Origin of the sequence: Rhizobium altiplani, from assembly GCF_001542405.1 — a bacterium.
Taxonomy (GTDB): Bacteria; Pseudomonadota; Alphaproteobacteria; order Rhizobiales; family Rhizobiaceae; genus Rhizobium; species Rhizobium altiplani.
In genome coordinates this window covers 20,891-37,289 of the sequence record NZ_LNCD01000003.1, presented here as the reverse complement: position 1 = coordinate 37,289, position 16,399 = coordinate 20,891, and the positions used below count along the sequence as shown (strand labels likewise).

The window sequence follows — 16,399 nt, the reverse complement described above, 5'->3', positions numbered from 1 at the left end:
GAGTTATCATGCTGATCGCAGCAGGGACTACGCCAATTTCTCGGACACGCAGGAAGGCAGAATGTGATCCGAATTGCTGGTTGCCCACCAGGCTGAGCAACGTTCAAGTCAGCCGGATTGCAACCGTCAAACGCCAGACGCGGCGGGTATCGAGGTGATTGCAAGGGAAGCCACTGCGTCCAATTCCACCAGAACGCTTCCTGGCTGTACTTCAACGAGGACAGGCAAATCCAAAACCATTGCTGCTGGCTCGGCGCGCGGTCAACCTCACAATCAAGGTGAAACATCAGCCGGCGCCCGAACTGCGTTGCCCTTGCCAGTTGTCATCTTTTTGGCAGGTCTGATCATTCCCTGGATAATACCACTCGGCCCTCTGAACCTCTCCGTATATCGTATCGTTCTACTCGTAATGCTATTGCCCTGCCTCGTGATGTGGCTAAGCGGGAAAGTTGGACCAATACGCGTCGCGGATATCGCGGTCATACTCTTCAGCTTCTGGGCGTCGATAAGTCTGGCGATTGTTCACGGTTTCGAGCCTATGATCGAAGCAATCGGAATCAACAACGTGGAGACGCTCGGTGCTTATATGTTGGCGCGCTGCTACATTCGCACTGAGAATGATTTTCACAACATGGTCCGAGTCGCCTGCAAGTCGGTCATGATCCTTTTGCCGTTCGCCCTCTATGAATGGTTTACCGGACAAAAGCCGCTCCTGACAATTTTCGGATTGGTGTTCCCAACGTCAGACATCTCGATGATCGATGGGCGATGGGGCCTCACGCGAGTGCAGGGTCCATTCGGCCATCCGATCCTTTATGGCGTCTTCTGCGGGAGCGTAGTCGGCTTGGCCTATTCGGTCCTAGGCTATCGCGGGAGCGCTTTGGCGAGGTGGAGGAAGACAGCACTTATATCTCTGGCCACGTTTATGTCCATGTCATCTGCGCCTCTTGCCGGCATGGTCCTGCAATTCGCCGTGATAGCCTGGAATTCGCTGCTCAAGCGTTTCGAATGGCGCTGGAAGCTATTGTGGGCAATCATCTTTATCGCATACCTTGTGGTGGAGGTCGGATCAAATCAGACGCCTGTCAGTTTCTACATATCCCATTTCACATTTGACGCGCAGACAGGATGGTATCGCTTAGCGATTTGGGAATGCGGCTCTGCCACTGTCGCCAATCACCCCTGGTTCGGTATCGGGTATGGCGTATGGGAAGAAAAACTTTCCTGGATGGGAGACAGCGTCGACAATTTCTGGCTTGTGATGGGTATGCGCCACGGGATGCCCGCCGTCATCTTCATATTTGGCGCTTATATGGCGGTCGTTCTTCCGGCTGCTTTCAAAAAAGGCCTCGATGAGAAGGTCGACGCCTATCGAACTGCCTACGTGATTTGCATGGTCGTGTTTGTGGTCGTCGGCTTCACAGTGCACTTCTGGGCTGCGGCCTACGCCTGGTTCATGTTCATGCTGGGAAGCGGCGTCTGGATTCTGGAGCAGAAAGCCAATGCATATACAGCCAGCAGGGGGCAACGTGGCACACTCGTTCCAGAATCCGCAAGCAAGCCAATGCCGGGCGTCTTGTCGCGGCCGACTGGAGTTGAAGTCGGATCGAGCGAAGGACGAACTGGGCAACCCTCATCATCGCAACGGCGTGGCACGTAATCGTGCCTCGGCGTTTTGGTACGCGGATGGCATGTCTCACTTGGTGTCTACTGTAGGAGTGAAAGGCTTAATTCGACATGGCGACGAGCATATCCCTCCGTCGAGAAGTCGCTACCCTTCAAACGCTCAATTGCCCGTCTAGCTCGATCTGCAGCGACCTCCGGCGTCAGACTCAAGATGGCCCTGCGAAGCTCATCAGGGTCTTCTGATTCGACGTAGGTGACGCAGTCATGATCAAAATACCATTCCAGCCCGCCCGAACGCGATGCGACGACGGGTACGCCGAGCGCCACAGCTTCAAGTACCGTTGTCAAACCTGACGCGTGAAGATTAGGTTTCAGTGGCACCACGAGAATATCGGCCCAAGCGAGCCAGGCGCGGATTCCAGCCAGATCAAGTTGAGAGACCTGAAAGTGGGACGCTAACAGCTGGCGGGGAAATGTGCTCGATCCAATTCGAACCTCAACCTGCTTCTCCGAAGCAAGGGCTGCGGCAAAAGTCGGCCAATCCCTATGCCTATCGTTTCCCAGTGCAAGTACTCGGATTGGGGTGTGGAAATTCTGCAGAGGCGGGCGACTTGTGTTGAACGAATCCAAAGATATACCGAAGGGCACCACTTCTACCCTGGTCTTTGGGAAAAGGCGGCGGGCCTTCTCAGCATTTAGAGGGGAAAGAAAGGTCAGTATATCTGCCGAACGTAAAAGCCACCTGTTGAGCCAGCGTCTTGGGGGGGGCATTCGATCCCATCTATCCATCAGCCAAACTGACTGAGCTATTAGCCTCGGACGCGAACGGCGATCTCTCTTGAAACGCAGCAACAGGCTCGCGGCGAGATGTTCGCCCTCAGTGTGTGTCCAAATAAACGACGAATTGGCAATGTCGGATCGATTTCTCCATATGTGCACCACGTCAAATCCAAACACACGTCTGGAAACGCTGTCAAACAGGCGAGCCATTCCATGCGTCTCGGTCGGTTTTGAAAAGGTTATCGTCCATTCTGCTGAACGCGCATGATGGTATCCGTAAGGGGACTGATCCGGCGCCTCCCCTCTCAGAAAGGCCACGTTCCACGCCTTTTCATCTAAGCGTCTAGAAAGCAATACAAACACTGATGGCACCAGACAGACCTCCGAAATACTTTCCGACGCTCAATTTAGTGTAGTTTGAAGTTCAATCGCCGGCAATTACCTCTAGGCTATACTGGCTTTCACCAAATGGCTGACAGGATCGATCATCCATTCAGCGATAACTAACAAGATGTCTACTGGCCTGAACGCTGAAATTTGCCAGTACCCCCGATCAGCGCGACGGATGCCGACTGTTCGGCCAAACCAAGGATGACAGCGATGGTGAGCTTATGCTTGATCGCCACAGCGTGGATGGAGCTGGGCCGACGTTGGCCACCCTCTTGCAGCCGCAGATGAATTGCGTCGATCCACTCGACTGCTGGAACGGACCGTATCATGCACCTCTCAAGGCTGGACGGTACCCGAGATCAAACTGCCGTGCCCGGGAACTTCGGGACCGACGCCACGGCTGAGCGCTGACCAGTAGTCGAAGGGGGTATACGAGCTTCTCCCAAAGTGGCGGCGGACAAGGCTTCCTAAGCTGCAGCTTTCGATGCGAGATTTCCAAAATCCGCAAGGCGTCTCGTAGCAATAGCTTGACTGCAGGGGAGAACATCAAGTCGGGAGCCGTCAAGAATTTCCAGCCGGATCCGCTTAACGAGGGGAAAACCAAAGACTCGGGGCATTTAACAATCCCAAATCGCGCGGGAATGTCCGTCTGACGAGGCACTTCACGGTCTGGCAAAAAACCACGCCATCCATGGATGGAATGAAAGAAAACCGCACGCATGGTCATGGTCCGAGAGAAGAGGCGAACGTGAGCACCGTCCAAATCGTTATCCCATGTTACAACTACGGTCGCTATTTACGGGGCTGCGTTGCCAGCGCTCTATCGCAGGAAGGCGTCGATGTAAGCGTTCTCATTATCGACGATTGTTCGTCGGACGATACGGTAGATGTTTGTCGTGAGTTGGCGGAGTCCGATCCTCGCATTTCCTTTATCCATCACCCTGTGAACAAAGGGCATATCGCGACATACAATGAGGGACTTGAACTCGTATCGGCGGATTATGTGGTGCTACTTTCGGCCGATGATTTGTTGACGCCTGGCGCACTTCGCAGAGCAGCCGATCTGATGGATCAGCATCCCTCGGTCGGTCTCGTATATGGAAATCCACGAATGTTTCAGGAGGAGGCGCCATCGGACATCAAGACCAAGGCGTCGGGTTGGACGATTTGGTCTGGCAGTGAATGGGTCGAAATGATGTGTCGGGCGGGTAGCAACTTTATTTGTTGCCCAGAGGTTGTTCTGCGGACAAGCGTTCAGCACCGCATTGGGGGATATGATCCTGCCTTGCCCCATTCCGGAGATATGGAAATGTGGCTGCGGGCCGCCTCGGTCAGCGATGTTGGTCGCGTAAAAGGCGCCGATCAGGCGTGCTATCGAATGCATCCCCTCAGTATGCAGCGGACGGTGCATTCCGGTATGCTCTTTGACCTGAAGGCGCGACTTGCTGCGTTTGCGTCTGCGTTCAGTAAAGAGGCGGGAAATCTGCCAGAGGCCGCCCACCTTTATAACCTCGCCAAAAGTGCACTTTCTCGAACGGCGATTCGACATGTGCAACAATCGATCGAATGCGGCATAGAGTTAGAAGCGACGCCCCAAGCATATGAGCAGTTCGCTTCCTCGATTAATCCGGACCTAAAGTCGACTGTGGAGTGGCGATCGTTTGAACGCATCCGGGCACGAAAGCGAGGGCATTTGAGAACGTGGCTCGCCCGGAAGCATGCCTCTTTCCAGCGGCGGCTGGCCCATTATCAATGGCGTCGATCGGGCGTACATCGCTCCATTCAGTGAGGTAGGCGAGTGAAGCGATCCCGCCGAGGTATCCGAGATCGATATGGCGACACAAGTAGACTTATTGGAGATGGATAGGGGTGTAGGCAAGATGAAGCTGCGGGTATCTGGGCTCGATCATGTCCCTGCCGTCGATGTGCGTCGGCAACGATCGTTCGGCGCAACCGTTACTGAAACTGTCGGATGGCCAATATCGCATGCTATCGATCAACGTAAGGGACGCTCCGCCGCCGATTTCACCAACCAGTCAGAACTCTCCTTGTTGCAGGCGGCGGCAGAACGCGGAACCGCCAATGAAGTCATTGAGCTGAGTTGTGGCGATCAGGGGTCTGTTCTGCCGTGATAACCCACGCAATTGTAGCGTTCTATGGCCGGGACTGTCATCGAGACGAGGAGATATTTCGTGTACTTGCCCCCAAGACAGCGCTCGGTCGCTATCATCTGCTTCATTCCTGATTACGGTCACCTTCAGCCGCTTCTGAAGTTGGCGGACGCTTTGAAGGAGGCGGGATTTCATATCAAATGTTATATCGCCAGCGAATGTGCCCCATTGTTGAAGCGCTTTCCATTCGAGTCGTTCGAACTTGACGCGATACCGCGGCAGGAGCTGGGTAGGGAAATGGATCGGTTTTTTAAGCGATCGAGTTTCTTCACCAGCGTATGTCTCTATCTTCACTATCTGGCGATTTACCCCAAAATTAGTGCGGGAGTCGGACGCGAGGCCCTTCGATTGAACGAGGAACTTCAGCGTCAACGGCCGGACGTGATCATTAGCGATGCCAAGTGGTTTGTAGACTGGTACGCGCATATTGCTCAATCGCTGGGTGTGCGATTGCTGATCAATAGTTTCGACGGAAGTCTCGCCTATCACCAGAGGCCTTTCGTTCAAACGTTTGGTTTGACCAGAGTGCCTGAAATCGTTCAGACAGCTGTCGAGAAGATCTCGTCGGTATCGAAGGCACTATGTTCATCATATTATCGCTTTCGATTTTTTGGCGATTGGCTGAAGCTGCGTTCTGTCCGTCAAACTGCAATAGCTGAGTTTAAAGCTGCCTTTCCAATTCGTGGGCACGAAGCGGTGCCCCCCGAATGGCTCGTTTTCGGGACGGCCTCGTTGGAACGAAGGCGGTTAAGCTCGGCGCTGCAAACCAAAGGGGCGACCCGGCGGGAGTTTCCTGCGCTCAAATTTCATTCATCCCTGCCATTGTCTGATGATCTTCGAGCCTGGATCGATGCAGACATCGAGCGTCCAATTGTATACGTATCGTTTGGTTCAGCTGTGGAGATCGATGGTCCCTTTGCCAGAGCAGTCCATGATGGATTGCGTTTGCTCGATGTCCGTGTGCTCTGGAGCTTGCCCGCAAATCAGCGGTCGCTTGTATCCAAGCTGCCTGTGGATAACAAAATTCGGTTTGAATCGTTTGTTCCGCAGCCCGAAATTCTAGCCATTGCCAACGTGCAGTGCTTCGTCACTCAGGCGGGTCCCCATAGCGTACAGGAGGCGCTGTTTGGAGCGACACCGATGTTGTGCATTCCGTTTTTTGCCGACCAGGCCTATAACGCCTCCGTCGTCGAACATTTAGGCGTGGGCAAAAAACTTTGGCGCAGGGATGTCTCCGTCCAATCCGTTTCGAGCAGCATTCGAGATATTCTTGGCGGTGAGCAATTCCGCGGCAAAGCGAAAACGATCAGTGAAGAGCTTCTCAGCAATGAGGGAAGCGCGGCGATCTCCAAACATGTCGCAGAGCTCTTGAAACTGCAATCACGACAGATGCGTTAAGCAGCGCAGATGCCGCTGCCCGAAGGACGGTCATCGCACACGTAGGTCAAAATGCGTTCGGTCGTGCGCCGAAGACCATTCTGCAGCGACCGGTATTTTTGCTGACCGGGAACAACAGGGCCGGATAAGCCCCTCGACGTGCCGGTGGCTGCGGGAAAGAGAATAATTCTCTGCCACAGTCGAAAGCTTTGCTTCGTCGCAGAAACCGCGAACATCCCCGTCACGCAAGAACCCTGGCCTGCATGAATTCTGTCGTATGCCCCAATCGTGCTGTCCGACATAACTCCCACGGTTCCCAAAAGTCGAGACCAATAGAAAAGTCTCCATGCCGTTCTACAAATTACTTTCGATGACCAATGTATAATTGGTAAGATTCTTTCAAGTGTACTCCTTTCGATCTATCGAATACCGATTTTTGTTTTCTTTACTCTCAAGGTAAAAAATACTTCCTTGTCCTCAGTACATGGTTCAGCTGAGGGGCGCGTTTTTATGCTCAAAGTGAAAAATGAACTGATTGGATCACGCCGTTTCCACGTGGAGCGGGTACCATGATCGCACAAAGCGTGAGGCTGGGCGATGATGTAGTTATCCATCATCCGGATCTCGTCAATTTATACGGCTGTTCAATCGGCACAGGCACGCGCATCGGAACTTTTGTCGAGATCCAGAAGAACGCCTCGATTGCAGAAAACTGCAAGATTTCCAGCCACTCCTTCATCTGCGAGGGCGTCACCATCGAAGACGGCGTTTTCGTGGGTCACGGTGTGATGTTTACCAACGATCTGCACCCACGTGCCGTCAACCTCGATGGTTCCCTTCAGTCTGACAAGGACTGGTCGGTCGTGCCGACGCTCGTCAAGCGTTACGCCTCGATCGGCAGCAACGCGACCATCGTCGCCGGCATAACGATTGGTGAAGGCGCTCAGATCGGCGCGGGCGCGGTCGTTACCAAGGACGTGCCTGCATACGCAATTGTTGCCGGTGTACCGGCAAAGATTATTGGCCGCGCAAAGGATGCGCCAGTCGAAGTCATTCCATCGGGGAGAGCAAGATGATTGGGGTTGCCGTCGTCGGTTACGGATATTGGGGGCCGAACCTGGTCCGGAATCTTGCAGAAACGCCAGGTGCAAAGCTTATTTGGGTATGCGATCTCAAAAAGGATCGCCTCGCCGGCGTCCAGCTGCGCTACCCGACGGTCCAGATTACAGACGATTTCGACGAGGTCTTGCGTGATCCCCGTGTTGACGCCGTTGCGATCGCGACGCCCGTGTCGGCTCACTACATGCTGGCCATGAAAGCGCTGATGGCCGGCAAGCATGTGTTTGTCGAAAAGCCGATGGCGTCAACGTCCGAAGAAGCTCGCCGGATGGTGGAAGAGGCCGCGCGGCGTCGGCTCATTCTCGCGGTTGACCACACCTTCATTCATACAGGTGCGGTGCGCAAGATGCGGGAAATCATCGAGAATGGTCTCGGAGACATCTATTACTACGATTCAGTGCGCGTGAATCTCGGCCTCTTCCAGCATGATGTCAGCGTCATCTGGGATCTCGCAGTCCATGACCTGTCAATCATGGATTACGTGCTGCCGGAAAAGCCGGTGGCGGTCTCGGCAACGGGCATGGGCCATGTTGCCGGTGAGCCCGAAAACATCGCCTATCTGACGCTCTTCTTCGAAAGCAAGCTGATCGCCCACATCCACGTCAACTGGCTGGCGCCGGTCAAAGTGCGCCGTACGCTTATCGGCGGCAGCAGCAAGATGATCGTCTATGACGATCTGGAGCCGAGCGAGAAGATCAAGGTCTATGACAAGGGCATCACACTCAACGGCAATCCGCAGGCCGATGGCAAGAAGGTCCACGACATGCGCGTCGGCTATCGCACCGGAGATATGTACGCCCCACAACTTGATATGACGGAAGCGCTTGGACGTGAGCTCAAGCAGTTTGTCGATTGTGTCATGACAAACGGCCAGCCGATCGCCGACGGTCATGCGGGACTTCGCGTGGTGCGCATTCTCGAGGCTGCCACCCAGTCGCTTGCCCAGCGCGGACGTGTCATCGAACTCGAGCCCGCGAGGCTGATTGCATGATCCCCCTTCTCGATCTCAAGGCTCAGTACGCCGCCATCAGAAGCGAGGTTGAACCCGCAGTGCTGCGCGTGCTGGCGTCGGGCCACTATGTCCTTGGCGAAGAAGTTGCTCGCTTCGAAGAGGAGTTCGCGGCCTATTGCGACGCCAAGCATGCGATCGCCGTCAACACCGGCACAAGCGCTTTGCATCTTGCCTTGCTCGCCGCAGGCGTTGGCCCGGGCGACGAGGTCATTACCGTTTCCTTCAGCTTCGTCGCAACCGCATCCGCGGTCTGCTATACCGGGGCCCGCCCGGTCTTCGTCGATGTCGAACCGGTAACGCTCACAATGGATCCGGCCTTGCTTGAGGCAGCAATCACGCCTCGGACCAAGGCCATAATGCCTGTCCATCTCTATGGGCAGATGGCCGACATGGACGCCATCAAGGCCATTGCTGACAGGCACGGAATTCCTGTCATCGAAGACGCCTGCCAAGCCCACGGCGCAGAATACAAGCAACGCCGTGCGGGAAGTATCGGCGTGTCCGGCTGTTTCAGCTTCTACCCCGGCAAGAACCTCGGGGCCTGTGGCGAGGGCGGCATCGTCGTCACCAACGACGACGAGCACGCCAAGACGATCAGGATGCTGCGGGACTGGGGCCAGGAGCAGCGCTATCACCATGCGCTGAAGGGCTACAACTATCGCATGGATGAGATCCAGGGCGCGATCCTGCGCGTCAAACTTCGGCACCTCGAGGCCTGGACCGAAGCACGCCGGGTTCGTGCCAATCGCTACTCCGGCCTTTTGGCCAGCTCGCGCTCGGTCAGCGCCCCCGTTGCGATGATGGATCGGCGCCATGTCTATCATGTCTACGCCGTGCGCTCGCGCGACCGTGAGCATCTCCAGCACTCGTTGCGGTCGGCGGGCATCCATACCGGCCTCCATTATCCGATCCCGATCCACCTTCAAAAGGCGCATGCTGATCTTGGCTATCGTGCCGGAGATTTCCCGATATCGGAGGCCGCAGCGCGTGAGGTGCTCTCGCTGCCGATCTATCCGGAGCTGACACTGAGGCAAGTCGATCAGATTGCAGCTGCTGTGGAGCAGGAAGCCTATGTCAGCTGACCCCGTCACCGGCGTGCGTCTTGTCCTGGCCGTGCATGGGCGTCAGCAAACCTCCGTGGATCCTGACTATGTCGTTCATCTGGCCGGGGAACTCACCCGCTCCTATGGGACAGCGGGTCTCGTCGAACTCTACGCGCGCTTCGCAACGGGCGACGGTTTCGTCGACAGTTTCATGCGCAAGACAATCTGGAAAAGCCTGGCGCGCGCTTGTGGCGACGGCCTGCAAGTCGGTAGCGGAGCCGGTTTCAAGCACCCGGAAACCTTCGAGATCGGCAACGGGGTGTTTATCGGCGCCCAAGCCTACATTCAGGGCAGATTCGACGGCACCTGTCGGATCGGAAACAACGTCTGGATCGGCCCGCAGGCCTATTTTGATGCACGTGATCTCGTCCTTGAGGATCATGTCGGATGGGGTCCGGGCGCAAAGGTCCTCGGTTCAAGCCATACTGCAATGCCGGTCGACATGCCCATCATTCGCACCGACCTGGAAATCAAGCCGGTCCTTATCGGCGCATGGGCAGACATCGGCACCAATGCCACCATTCTTCCCGGCGTGACCGTCGGCAAGGGCGCAATTGTCGGCGCTGGCGCCGTGGTCGTTGACGACGTCGCTCCCTTCTCAGTTGTTGCGGGCGTTCCGGCAAAATTCCTCCGCTGGCGAACGGATCAGGATTCAAGCGGACCAAATTCGGAGTGTTAGAGCATGAAGAACAAGCGGATCTTGATCACCGGTGGCGCCGGTCTCATCGGCTCGCATATTGCCGATCTCGTCGCCCGCGAAGACCCCAGGGAAATCGTGGTCCTGGACAATTTCGTCCGAGGCAGGCGTGAGAACCTTGTTGACGCCATCGATCGGGCTCCGGTGACGATTGTCGAGGGCGATATCAGGGACCGTGCGCTTCTCAAGGATGTCAGCCAGGGCATCGATGTCGTCTTCCACCAGGCCGCCATTCGCATCACGCAATGCGCCGAGGAGCCACGGCTTGCCTTTGATGTTCTGGCAGGCGGAACGTTCGACGTTCTCGAAGCGGCCGTGCAGGCTGGAGTTTCCAAAGTTGTGGCTGCGTCCTCCGCCTCGGTCCTGGGGCTGGCCGATACGTTCCCGACCACCGAGGAACATCACCCTTACAACAATCGGACCATTTACGGTGCTGCCAAAGCCTTCAACGAAGGCCTGCTGCGCAGCTTTGCGGAGATGTACGGCCTGCGTTACGTCGCGCTTCGCTACTTCAACGTCTACGGTCCGCGCATGGACGTCTATGGCGCCTACACGGAAGTGCTGATCCGCTGGATGGAACGCATTGCCAGCGGCCTGCCGCCGATCATCCTCGGCGATGGCATGCAAACGATGGATTTCGTGCATGTGCACGACATCGCACGGGCCAACCTGCTTGCAGCACAATCCGATGTCACCGATGAGGTTTTCAACGTCGCAAGCGGCAGCGAGACGAGCCTTCGAGAACTTGCAGCCCTCCTGACCAAGGTCATGGGCTCTTCGCTGGAACCGCAATTCGGGCCGGCGCGCAAGGTCAATGCCGTGCCGCGGCGCCTTGCCTCTACTGTCAAGGCAGAGAAGCTTCTAGGCTTCAGCGCAAAGGTGACAATGGAAGAAGGCCTGCGCGATCTCGTAGAGTGGTGGCGCCAGGAAAAGAGCCTGAACGCAGGAGAGGCAGCATGAGCCAGATCCCGGTTGCCAAGCCTGTTCTCGACGAGCAGGAGGTCGAGGCGGTTCGTCGCGTCATTCTGTCCGGCTGGGTTACGCAAGGGCCAGAGGTGGCCGCGTTCGAGGAAGAGTTCGCCGATTTTGTCGGTGCCAAGCACGCATGCGCCGTATCCAATTGCACGACCGCGCTCCACCTCGCCCTGAAGGCGGTCGGCGTTGAGGCTGGCGATGAAGTCATCACGGTTAGCCACACGTTCATCGCAACCGCGAATGCGATCCGCTATTGCGGAGCCGTGCCTGTTTTCGTCGATATCGAGAAAGATGGCTACAACATCGATCCCGACTTGATCGAAGCGGCCATCACGCCCCGAACGAAGGCCATCATTTGCGTCCATCAGCTCGGAATGCCCTGCGACCTGCGCCGCGTCGTTACGATCGCGGCCCGTCATTCCATCCCGGTGATCGAGGATGCCGCTTGCGCAACCGGCAGTGAAATTCTCTGGAAGGGTCGATGGGAAAAGATCGGCAAGCCTCATGGCGATATCGCCTGCTTCTCCTTTCACCCGCGCAAGGTGGTGACAACAGGCGACGGCGGTATGCTGACAACGGCCAACCCGGAATACGATCGAAAGTTCCGCTTGTGGCGGCAACACGGCATGAGTGTGACGGATGCAGTACGCCACGGCTCGAAACAGGTCATTTTCGAATCCTATCCCGAGTTGGGTTATAATTATCGCATGACAGACATGCAGGCGGCGGTTGGGCGTGAGCAGCTGAAGCGACTGCCGGCAATCATCGCGCGGCGGCGTGAGATTGCGAGCCGCTATGCCGAGGAGCTCCGCGGGGCGGCCGCGGCGGCATTGCCGATCGAACCCTCGTGGGCTCGCAGCAATTGGCAGAGCTACTGCCTGCGACTATCGCAGGATCTCGACCAGCGCGAAGTCATGCAGGAGCTGCTTGATCTGGGCGTCTCGACGAGACGTGGAATTATGAATATCCATCTCGAGGATGCATATAGCGAACCGGGCTCGCATCGCGTCGCAACGGGCCTGCGCCAAAGTGTCTTGGCGCAACTACATTCAATCATTCTGCCGCTATTTGCGCAGATGACCGAGAACGACCTAACGGCTGTCGCCAGGGCAGTCCAGGACTGTGTTTCCGCCTCGAAATTGGCAATCGGGCAGGTCGGCTAATTTCTACCTGCATCGTCCCTTCGACCGCGGCCAGACTGCATTGCACTTCGGGGCAACGACGAAAACCTCGAATATCGAGCTCCAAAAACGCAACCACTTAGGGGGCAGGAGTGACAAGCAATTATGAGTTCAGTTGGCACCCGGGCATTGGCGATCCCACAATCGGGGGGTGGGTTACAGTCGCTCTGTATTTACTTGCAAGCATCAGTTGCTGGATGACTATGGGGCGCGTCCGGCGGCAAGACTTGAGCGACAAATCCGATGCCAGGATCTGGCGCTTTATCTCATTGTTCTTTTTTATCCTAGGCATAAACAAGCAGCTGGACCTGCAGTCTGGCATGACAGAGCTTGGTCGTGTCATTGCGCACTCTGAGGGCTGGTACGACCGACGCCAGGCTGTTCAGATTTATTTCGTCTTCGGTGTTGCTGCCGCGTGCGTCGCCATTATCCTGGCCTTCATCTACCGTATCAGGAAATCCCCAGTTCAGATGTGGATTGCATCGATTGGCTCGACGTTTGTGATCGGATACGTGCTCATTCGCGCTGCCTCTTTTCATCATCTCGACACCTTCTTCAGAAGCCGCTTCTTGGGCCTCAAATGGTACTGGATACTGGAGATGGCCGGGATTTTGATTGTACTGCTCGCTAGCGAGTGGCGTAGAGCGAAAGCCTTTTCATCGAGTGGGCAAGCATGTCGCGAGCTAGGGCTTTGAGTGCCCGGCACGGATGCAAGCCGTCGCTGTAAGCTCTCATCAGTGAGGCCGTCCGTGAACCAGAGTGTCGTTTACGAATCGGCTAAAGCTCTTCCCGTACCCCCAATTGGCAGCGCGTCCAGGCCTTTCGTCCCATTTCGATGAAGAAAATGGATGTGAGGCTGGATTGGGTTCGCCATCGTCGACCGTGAAAGGGACGCAAGGTGATACCGGTCGCTGACCGAGGTGCACGCATTCCGCGAGGCCCACAAGGCCGAATGATCGGGCGCTTTGCAATTGACGTATTGCGGATTTGTCAGGGGTTTGTTGAAAACGCCTGGTTGTCACGAGCGATGCGATGTGGAGGAGGGCAATCTGGGGGCGATAGACGCCCTGTCGTTCTTAAACGCCCCGCATATTCAGGAGGGGCCGGATCAGCCGCGGAAACGCGTGTTCAGGAAGCAAACCGGCTAGCACCCTCAAGGAGTAGAGGCCGACCACGATCGTGGTCGCCAGTCCGAGGCCGGTTGCTTGCCAGAGCGGCAAAACCTTGAACGCACCGAAGACGACGGTCGATATCGGCAAATAGGCCATGATCAGCCGGCGATTGGCAGCTGACCACCGGAACTGCGTGAAACGTCGTACGATCCAGTACATCACGATACTATGCCACACATAGAGGCCAAAGAAGGCAATGCCGGCGCCGGCAATGCCGAATGTGCCCACGAACAGCCAAGCAAGGCCAACGTGCACAACCGCCGCGGCAACCTCCACCGAGAAGAAGATACCCTTCGCACTTTTGGCGAGAATAATAAATCCGATCGGCCAGGCGACGATGCGGAGCATCATCCCGAGGCAGATCCATCGCAGAATATCGACAGCCTCGCGAAATTCGGAAGAGTAGAAAAAGGTCATCACGACCGGGGCCAAGGTAAGGGTAGCGACTAGCCCAGGGCCGGCCAGCAAAATGCTGACCTCTGCCTGTTCATTCACCAGCCTATTGCATTCAGCATTATCATTCGCGATCCCCGTCAGACGGGGATAAAAGTCGGTGCCCATCGCCTGCAGGATGAACCCGGCATATAGGCCTCCCAACCCCCATGCTGCCTGATAGAGGCCCGCAGCATGTAACCCATTTTCCGCAGAAATGATGAGGCGAATGGCATAAGCACTGCCCATGGTCAGAAATCCGCTCGCCATGAAGACGATGCCAAGTTGGAAAAGTGCGCTGGTTTCCTGGAACGCTCGTCGCACCGAGAGGGAAACCAAGGGTATGTCAATCCTGCGACTAAACCACCACGACGTCACAAAGCCGGCAAAGCTCGCAGCGGCCAGCGAGACCGCGATCCCAGCCTCTCCGAAGAAATAGATGATTGGTACGCCGACTGCCAGGCTGAAGAAGCCACCCAGCACGCCCATCCGAGCCAGGCCGGATATGTCACGAACGCCCTGGAGCAGCGCAGCTCTCCCTCCGGCTGCAACCTGAAAAAAAACCACAAGCGATAGGACCATCACCCCGAGAGTATGCTGGTCATCCCCAAAGGTGAACCGTGCGACCGGGGCTGAGAAGACAAGCAGCATGGCAGCTCCAGCGAGCCCCAAAAGCAAGGACACACGGCGCAGCACGGTCACGACCTCGGATATTCGCTGGGTATCTCGTGAATCGGTAGCCGCTATCTGGCGAACGCCGCTCGCGTTGATACCTAGCCCCGCCACCGCTTGTGAAATATCCGCGATCGAGCTGTAAAATGCCATCATGCCGATGCCTTGAGGGCCCAAAAGCAGCGCCATTGCCTTGTTTCGGAGAATGGAGAAGACAACGTTGATAGCAGACGATCCGCCGATGAGCGTCGTCGATTTGATAATCTGTGTGTAGCTCTTGCTGCCGCTGCCGCTGCCGCTGGGGAGGGTCATTTTGACTGGCCTATCATTAGGTACGTGGCGCCACGAGTCGGGTGCTCTCGTTACTGGCTGGCGGTATTCAAGATCGTTTGAACAGAACTGCGTGAGGGTCTCGGCTCGGTCACTTTCAGAACATCTCCCGGCAACATCGCGGTCGTTTCGGAGGCATCAATCTCGCTAATGTTCCCGGAGACACGACGTACGATATCGAATTTTAGCTTCTGTTGTTCATTCTGTTGTGACGCACTGCCGGACGACAGAGTGTCGATTAGCAGATTCCGATTTGTGTCCCTTTTCAGTTTCAGTTGCGTCATGGTCGCGCGCTCAGATTGCAGCTCCGCCGCGACTTCTGTCTGCCGTTTGTCGTACAGCCCCTCCAGATCGCGTGTCGTCTGACTTATACTTTGGCGGGCTCTCATGATTGCAACTGTGAGATCAAGCCGATCATTTTGATAGTTTCTCATCATGCGTTCGGCCTCTGCCTGCCGCGTCGCGACGAGCGCGCCTCGCTCAACGAGAGCGATGGTACTGTCAAGCTGCTGTTGCGCTGAGTTTATATTCGCGTCGGTGCTTTTTATCTTTTCCTGAAGGACATCAATCTCGTCCGACAGGAGGTCGCGCAAACCTGAGAGTGTATTGGATTGTCGTGTCAGTTCGTTCGCGCGAGTGGAAAAAATCACATCTTCCTGCTTGTAGATTGCTGTGGTGAAAGCGTCCGCCTTCGAGCGGTCCTCTCGTGGCGTGATTGTCTTTTCTCCTGCCATTTCTGCTTCCAAGCGCTCTATCTTTGCCGAACTGCGAACGAGACCATCGTCAATTTCCTTCAATACGCCAAGCAGCCGGGTGGTATCTTGTGAGCTTTGCAAGGTATCGACCGTGCGCAACTGACCACCACTCATGGCCAGGGCCTGGAGAACGGTGACTCCGGTGCGAAACTGATACTCACCGGGTTTTGCAACGTCACCCACGACGTAGATCGGAGGGTAGCTGAGGATCTCGACGGTGGCGGCCGGCTCATCGACCAGACCGATTTTTTCCTTCAACCGCTTCGCGATGATCGGTGCCAGTGCTGCCTCATCCATGTTTTCAACAGAAACAGAGCCAAGGAGAGGAACCGAAATCGTTCCTTCTTCCGAAACAGTAAACTCTCCTCCAACTGTAGCCAGTTGCTCGTAGGTGCCCTTCGTCGGCATCCACTGGACGATCGTCAGCCGAATTTTCGTGTTGGGAAGAAGGGGCGCGCCAAGTGCTGCGCCGGCGTTCAGCAAAATTAACGAGGCGATCGCCGCCGTGGGAAGTCGCATGATCGACCGCAAAAGATTGCGGCGGCCCATCTTTAATATCGAATAGTGCATCAGCAAGCATCCGGAGTTGGTTCTTCACGGCTTTAGT

At 56.1% G+C, this 16,399-nt stretch carries 14 protein-coding genes; 11 read left to right on the top strand and 3 right to left on the bottom strand.

From position 1 onward, the window contains the following. Positions 1-73 precede the first annotated feature (73 nt). Positions 74-1,660 carry an O-antigen ligase family protein gene (locus AS026_RS00875; RefSeq protein WP_245307282.1) on the top strand — a complete coding sequence of 529 codons (1,587 nt, stop codon included), beginning with the start codon at positions 74-76 and terminating at the stop codon, positions 1,658-1,660. A gap of 47 nt (positions 1,661-1,707) precedes the next feature. Here AS026_RS00875 and AS026_RS00870 read toward each other — a convergent pair whose 3' ends face one another. Further along, positions 1,708-2,778, bottom strand: coding sequence for a glycosyltransferase family 4 protein (locus AS026_RS00870; protein WP_131815263.1), 1,071 nt, complete (start codon positions 2,776-2,778; stop codon positions 1,708-1,710). 709 nt (positions 2,779-3,487) lie between these two features. On the opposite strand from AS026_RS00870, the gene AS026_RS00860 reads away from it, so the two are divergent. The 10 genes from AS026_RS00860 to AS026_RS00815 all read left to right on the top strand — a co-directional run bounded on the left by AS026_RS00860 (position 3,488) and on the right by AS026_RS00815 (position 13,126). Then, entirely contained in the window at positions 3,488-4,585 is a 1,098-nt protein-coding gene (locus AS026_RS00860; RefSeq protein ID WP_062368363.1) for a glycosyltransferase family 2 protein, read from the top strand. Positions 4,586-4,628: 43 nt separating this feature from the next. Beyond that, positions 4,629-4,928 (top strand): hypothetical protein, encoded by a 300-nt coding sequence (locus AS026_RS00855; protein WP_131815262.1) that lies wholly within the window; start codon positions 4,629-4,631, stop codon positions 4,926-4,928. Positions 4,929-4,988: 60 nt separating this feature from the next. Next, positions 4,989-6,365, top strand: coding sequence for a glycosyltransferase (locus AS026_RS00850; protein ID WP_160330082.1), 1,377 nt, complete (start codon positions 4,989-4,991; stop codon positions 6,363-6,365). Between the two features lie 548 nt (positions 6,366-6,913). After that, on the top strand, positions 6,914-7,420 hold the full coding sequence (locus tag AS026_RS00845; protein WP_062368360.1) for an acyltransferase: 507 nt from the start codon (positions 6,914-6,916) through the stop codon (positions 7,418-7,420). Next, complete coding sequence (locus AS026_RS00840; protein ID WP_062368359.1) at positions 7,417-8,454, top strand: Gfo/Idh/MocA family protein; 1,038 nt, start codon at positions 7,417-7,419, stop codon at positions 8,452-8,454. The genes AS026_RS00845 and AS026_RS00840 overlap by 4 nt, the downstream gene beginning before the upstream one ends. Next, positions 8,451-9,557, top strand: a complete 1,107-nt coding sequence (locus AS026_RS00835; protein ID WP_062368358.1) for a DegT/DnrJ/EryC1/StrS family aminotransferase — start codon at positions 8,451-8,453, stop codon at positions 9,555-9,557. The genes AS026_RS00840 and AS026_RS00835 overlap by 4 nt, the downstream gene beginning before the upstream one ends. Next, positions 9,547-10,257, top strand: a complete 711-nt coding sequence (locus AS026_RS00830; protein ID WP_062368357.1) for an acyltransferase — start codon at positions 9,547-9,549, stop codon at positions 10,255-10,257. Before AS026_RS00835 ends, AS026_RS00830 begins: the two co-directional genes overlap by 11 nt. 3 nt (positions 10,258-10,260) lie before the next feature. Beyond that, the gene (locus tag AS026_RS00825) at positions 10,261-11,235 is read left to right on the top strand and encodes an NAD-dependent epimerase/dehydratase family protein (RefSeq protein ID WP_062368356.1); all 975 of its coding nucleotides are present in this window, start codon (positions 10,261-10,263) and stop codon (positions 11,233-11,235) included. After that, positions 11,232-12,413, top strand: coding sequence for a DegT/DnrJ/EryC1/StrS family aminotransferase (locus AS026_RS00820; protein ID WP_062368355.1), 1,182 nt, complete (start codon positions 11,232-11,234; stop codon positions 12,411-12,413). Before AS026_RS00825 ends, AS026_RS00820 begins: the two co-directional genes overlap by 4 nt. Before the next feature lie 245 nt (positions 12,414-12,658). Continuing rightward, positions 12,659-13,126, top strand: coding sequence for a hypothetical protein (locus AS026_RS00815; RefSeq protein WP_245307281.1), 468 nt, complete (start codon positions 12,659-12,661; stop codon positions 13,124-13,126). Positions 13,127-13,507: 381 nt separating this feature from the next. Here the strand turns inward: AS026_RS00815 and AS026_RS00810 are convergent, their stop codons facing one another. Both AS026_RS00810 and AS026_RS00805 read right to left on the bottom strand, forming a co-directional pair. Then, entirely contained in the window at positions 13,508-15,019 is a 1,512-nt protein-coding gene (locus AS026_RS00810; protein ID WP_062368353.1) for an O-antigen translocase, read from the bottom strand. Positions 15,020-15,069: 50 nt separating this feature from the next. Then, the gene (locus tag AS026_RS00805) at positions 15,070-16,362 is read right to left on the bottom strand and encodes a polysaccharide biosynthesis/export family protein (RefSeq protein ID WP_062368352.1); all 1,293 of its coding nucleotides are present in this window, start codon (positions 16,360-16,362) and stop codon (positions 15,070-15,072) included. Between the last annotated feature and the right edge of the window lie 37 nt (positions 16,363-16,399).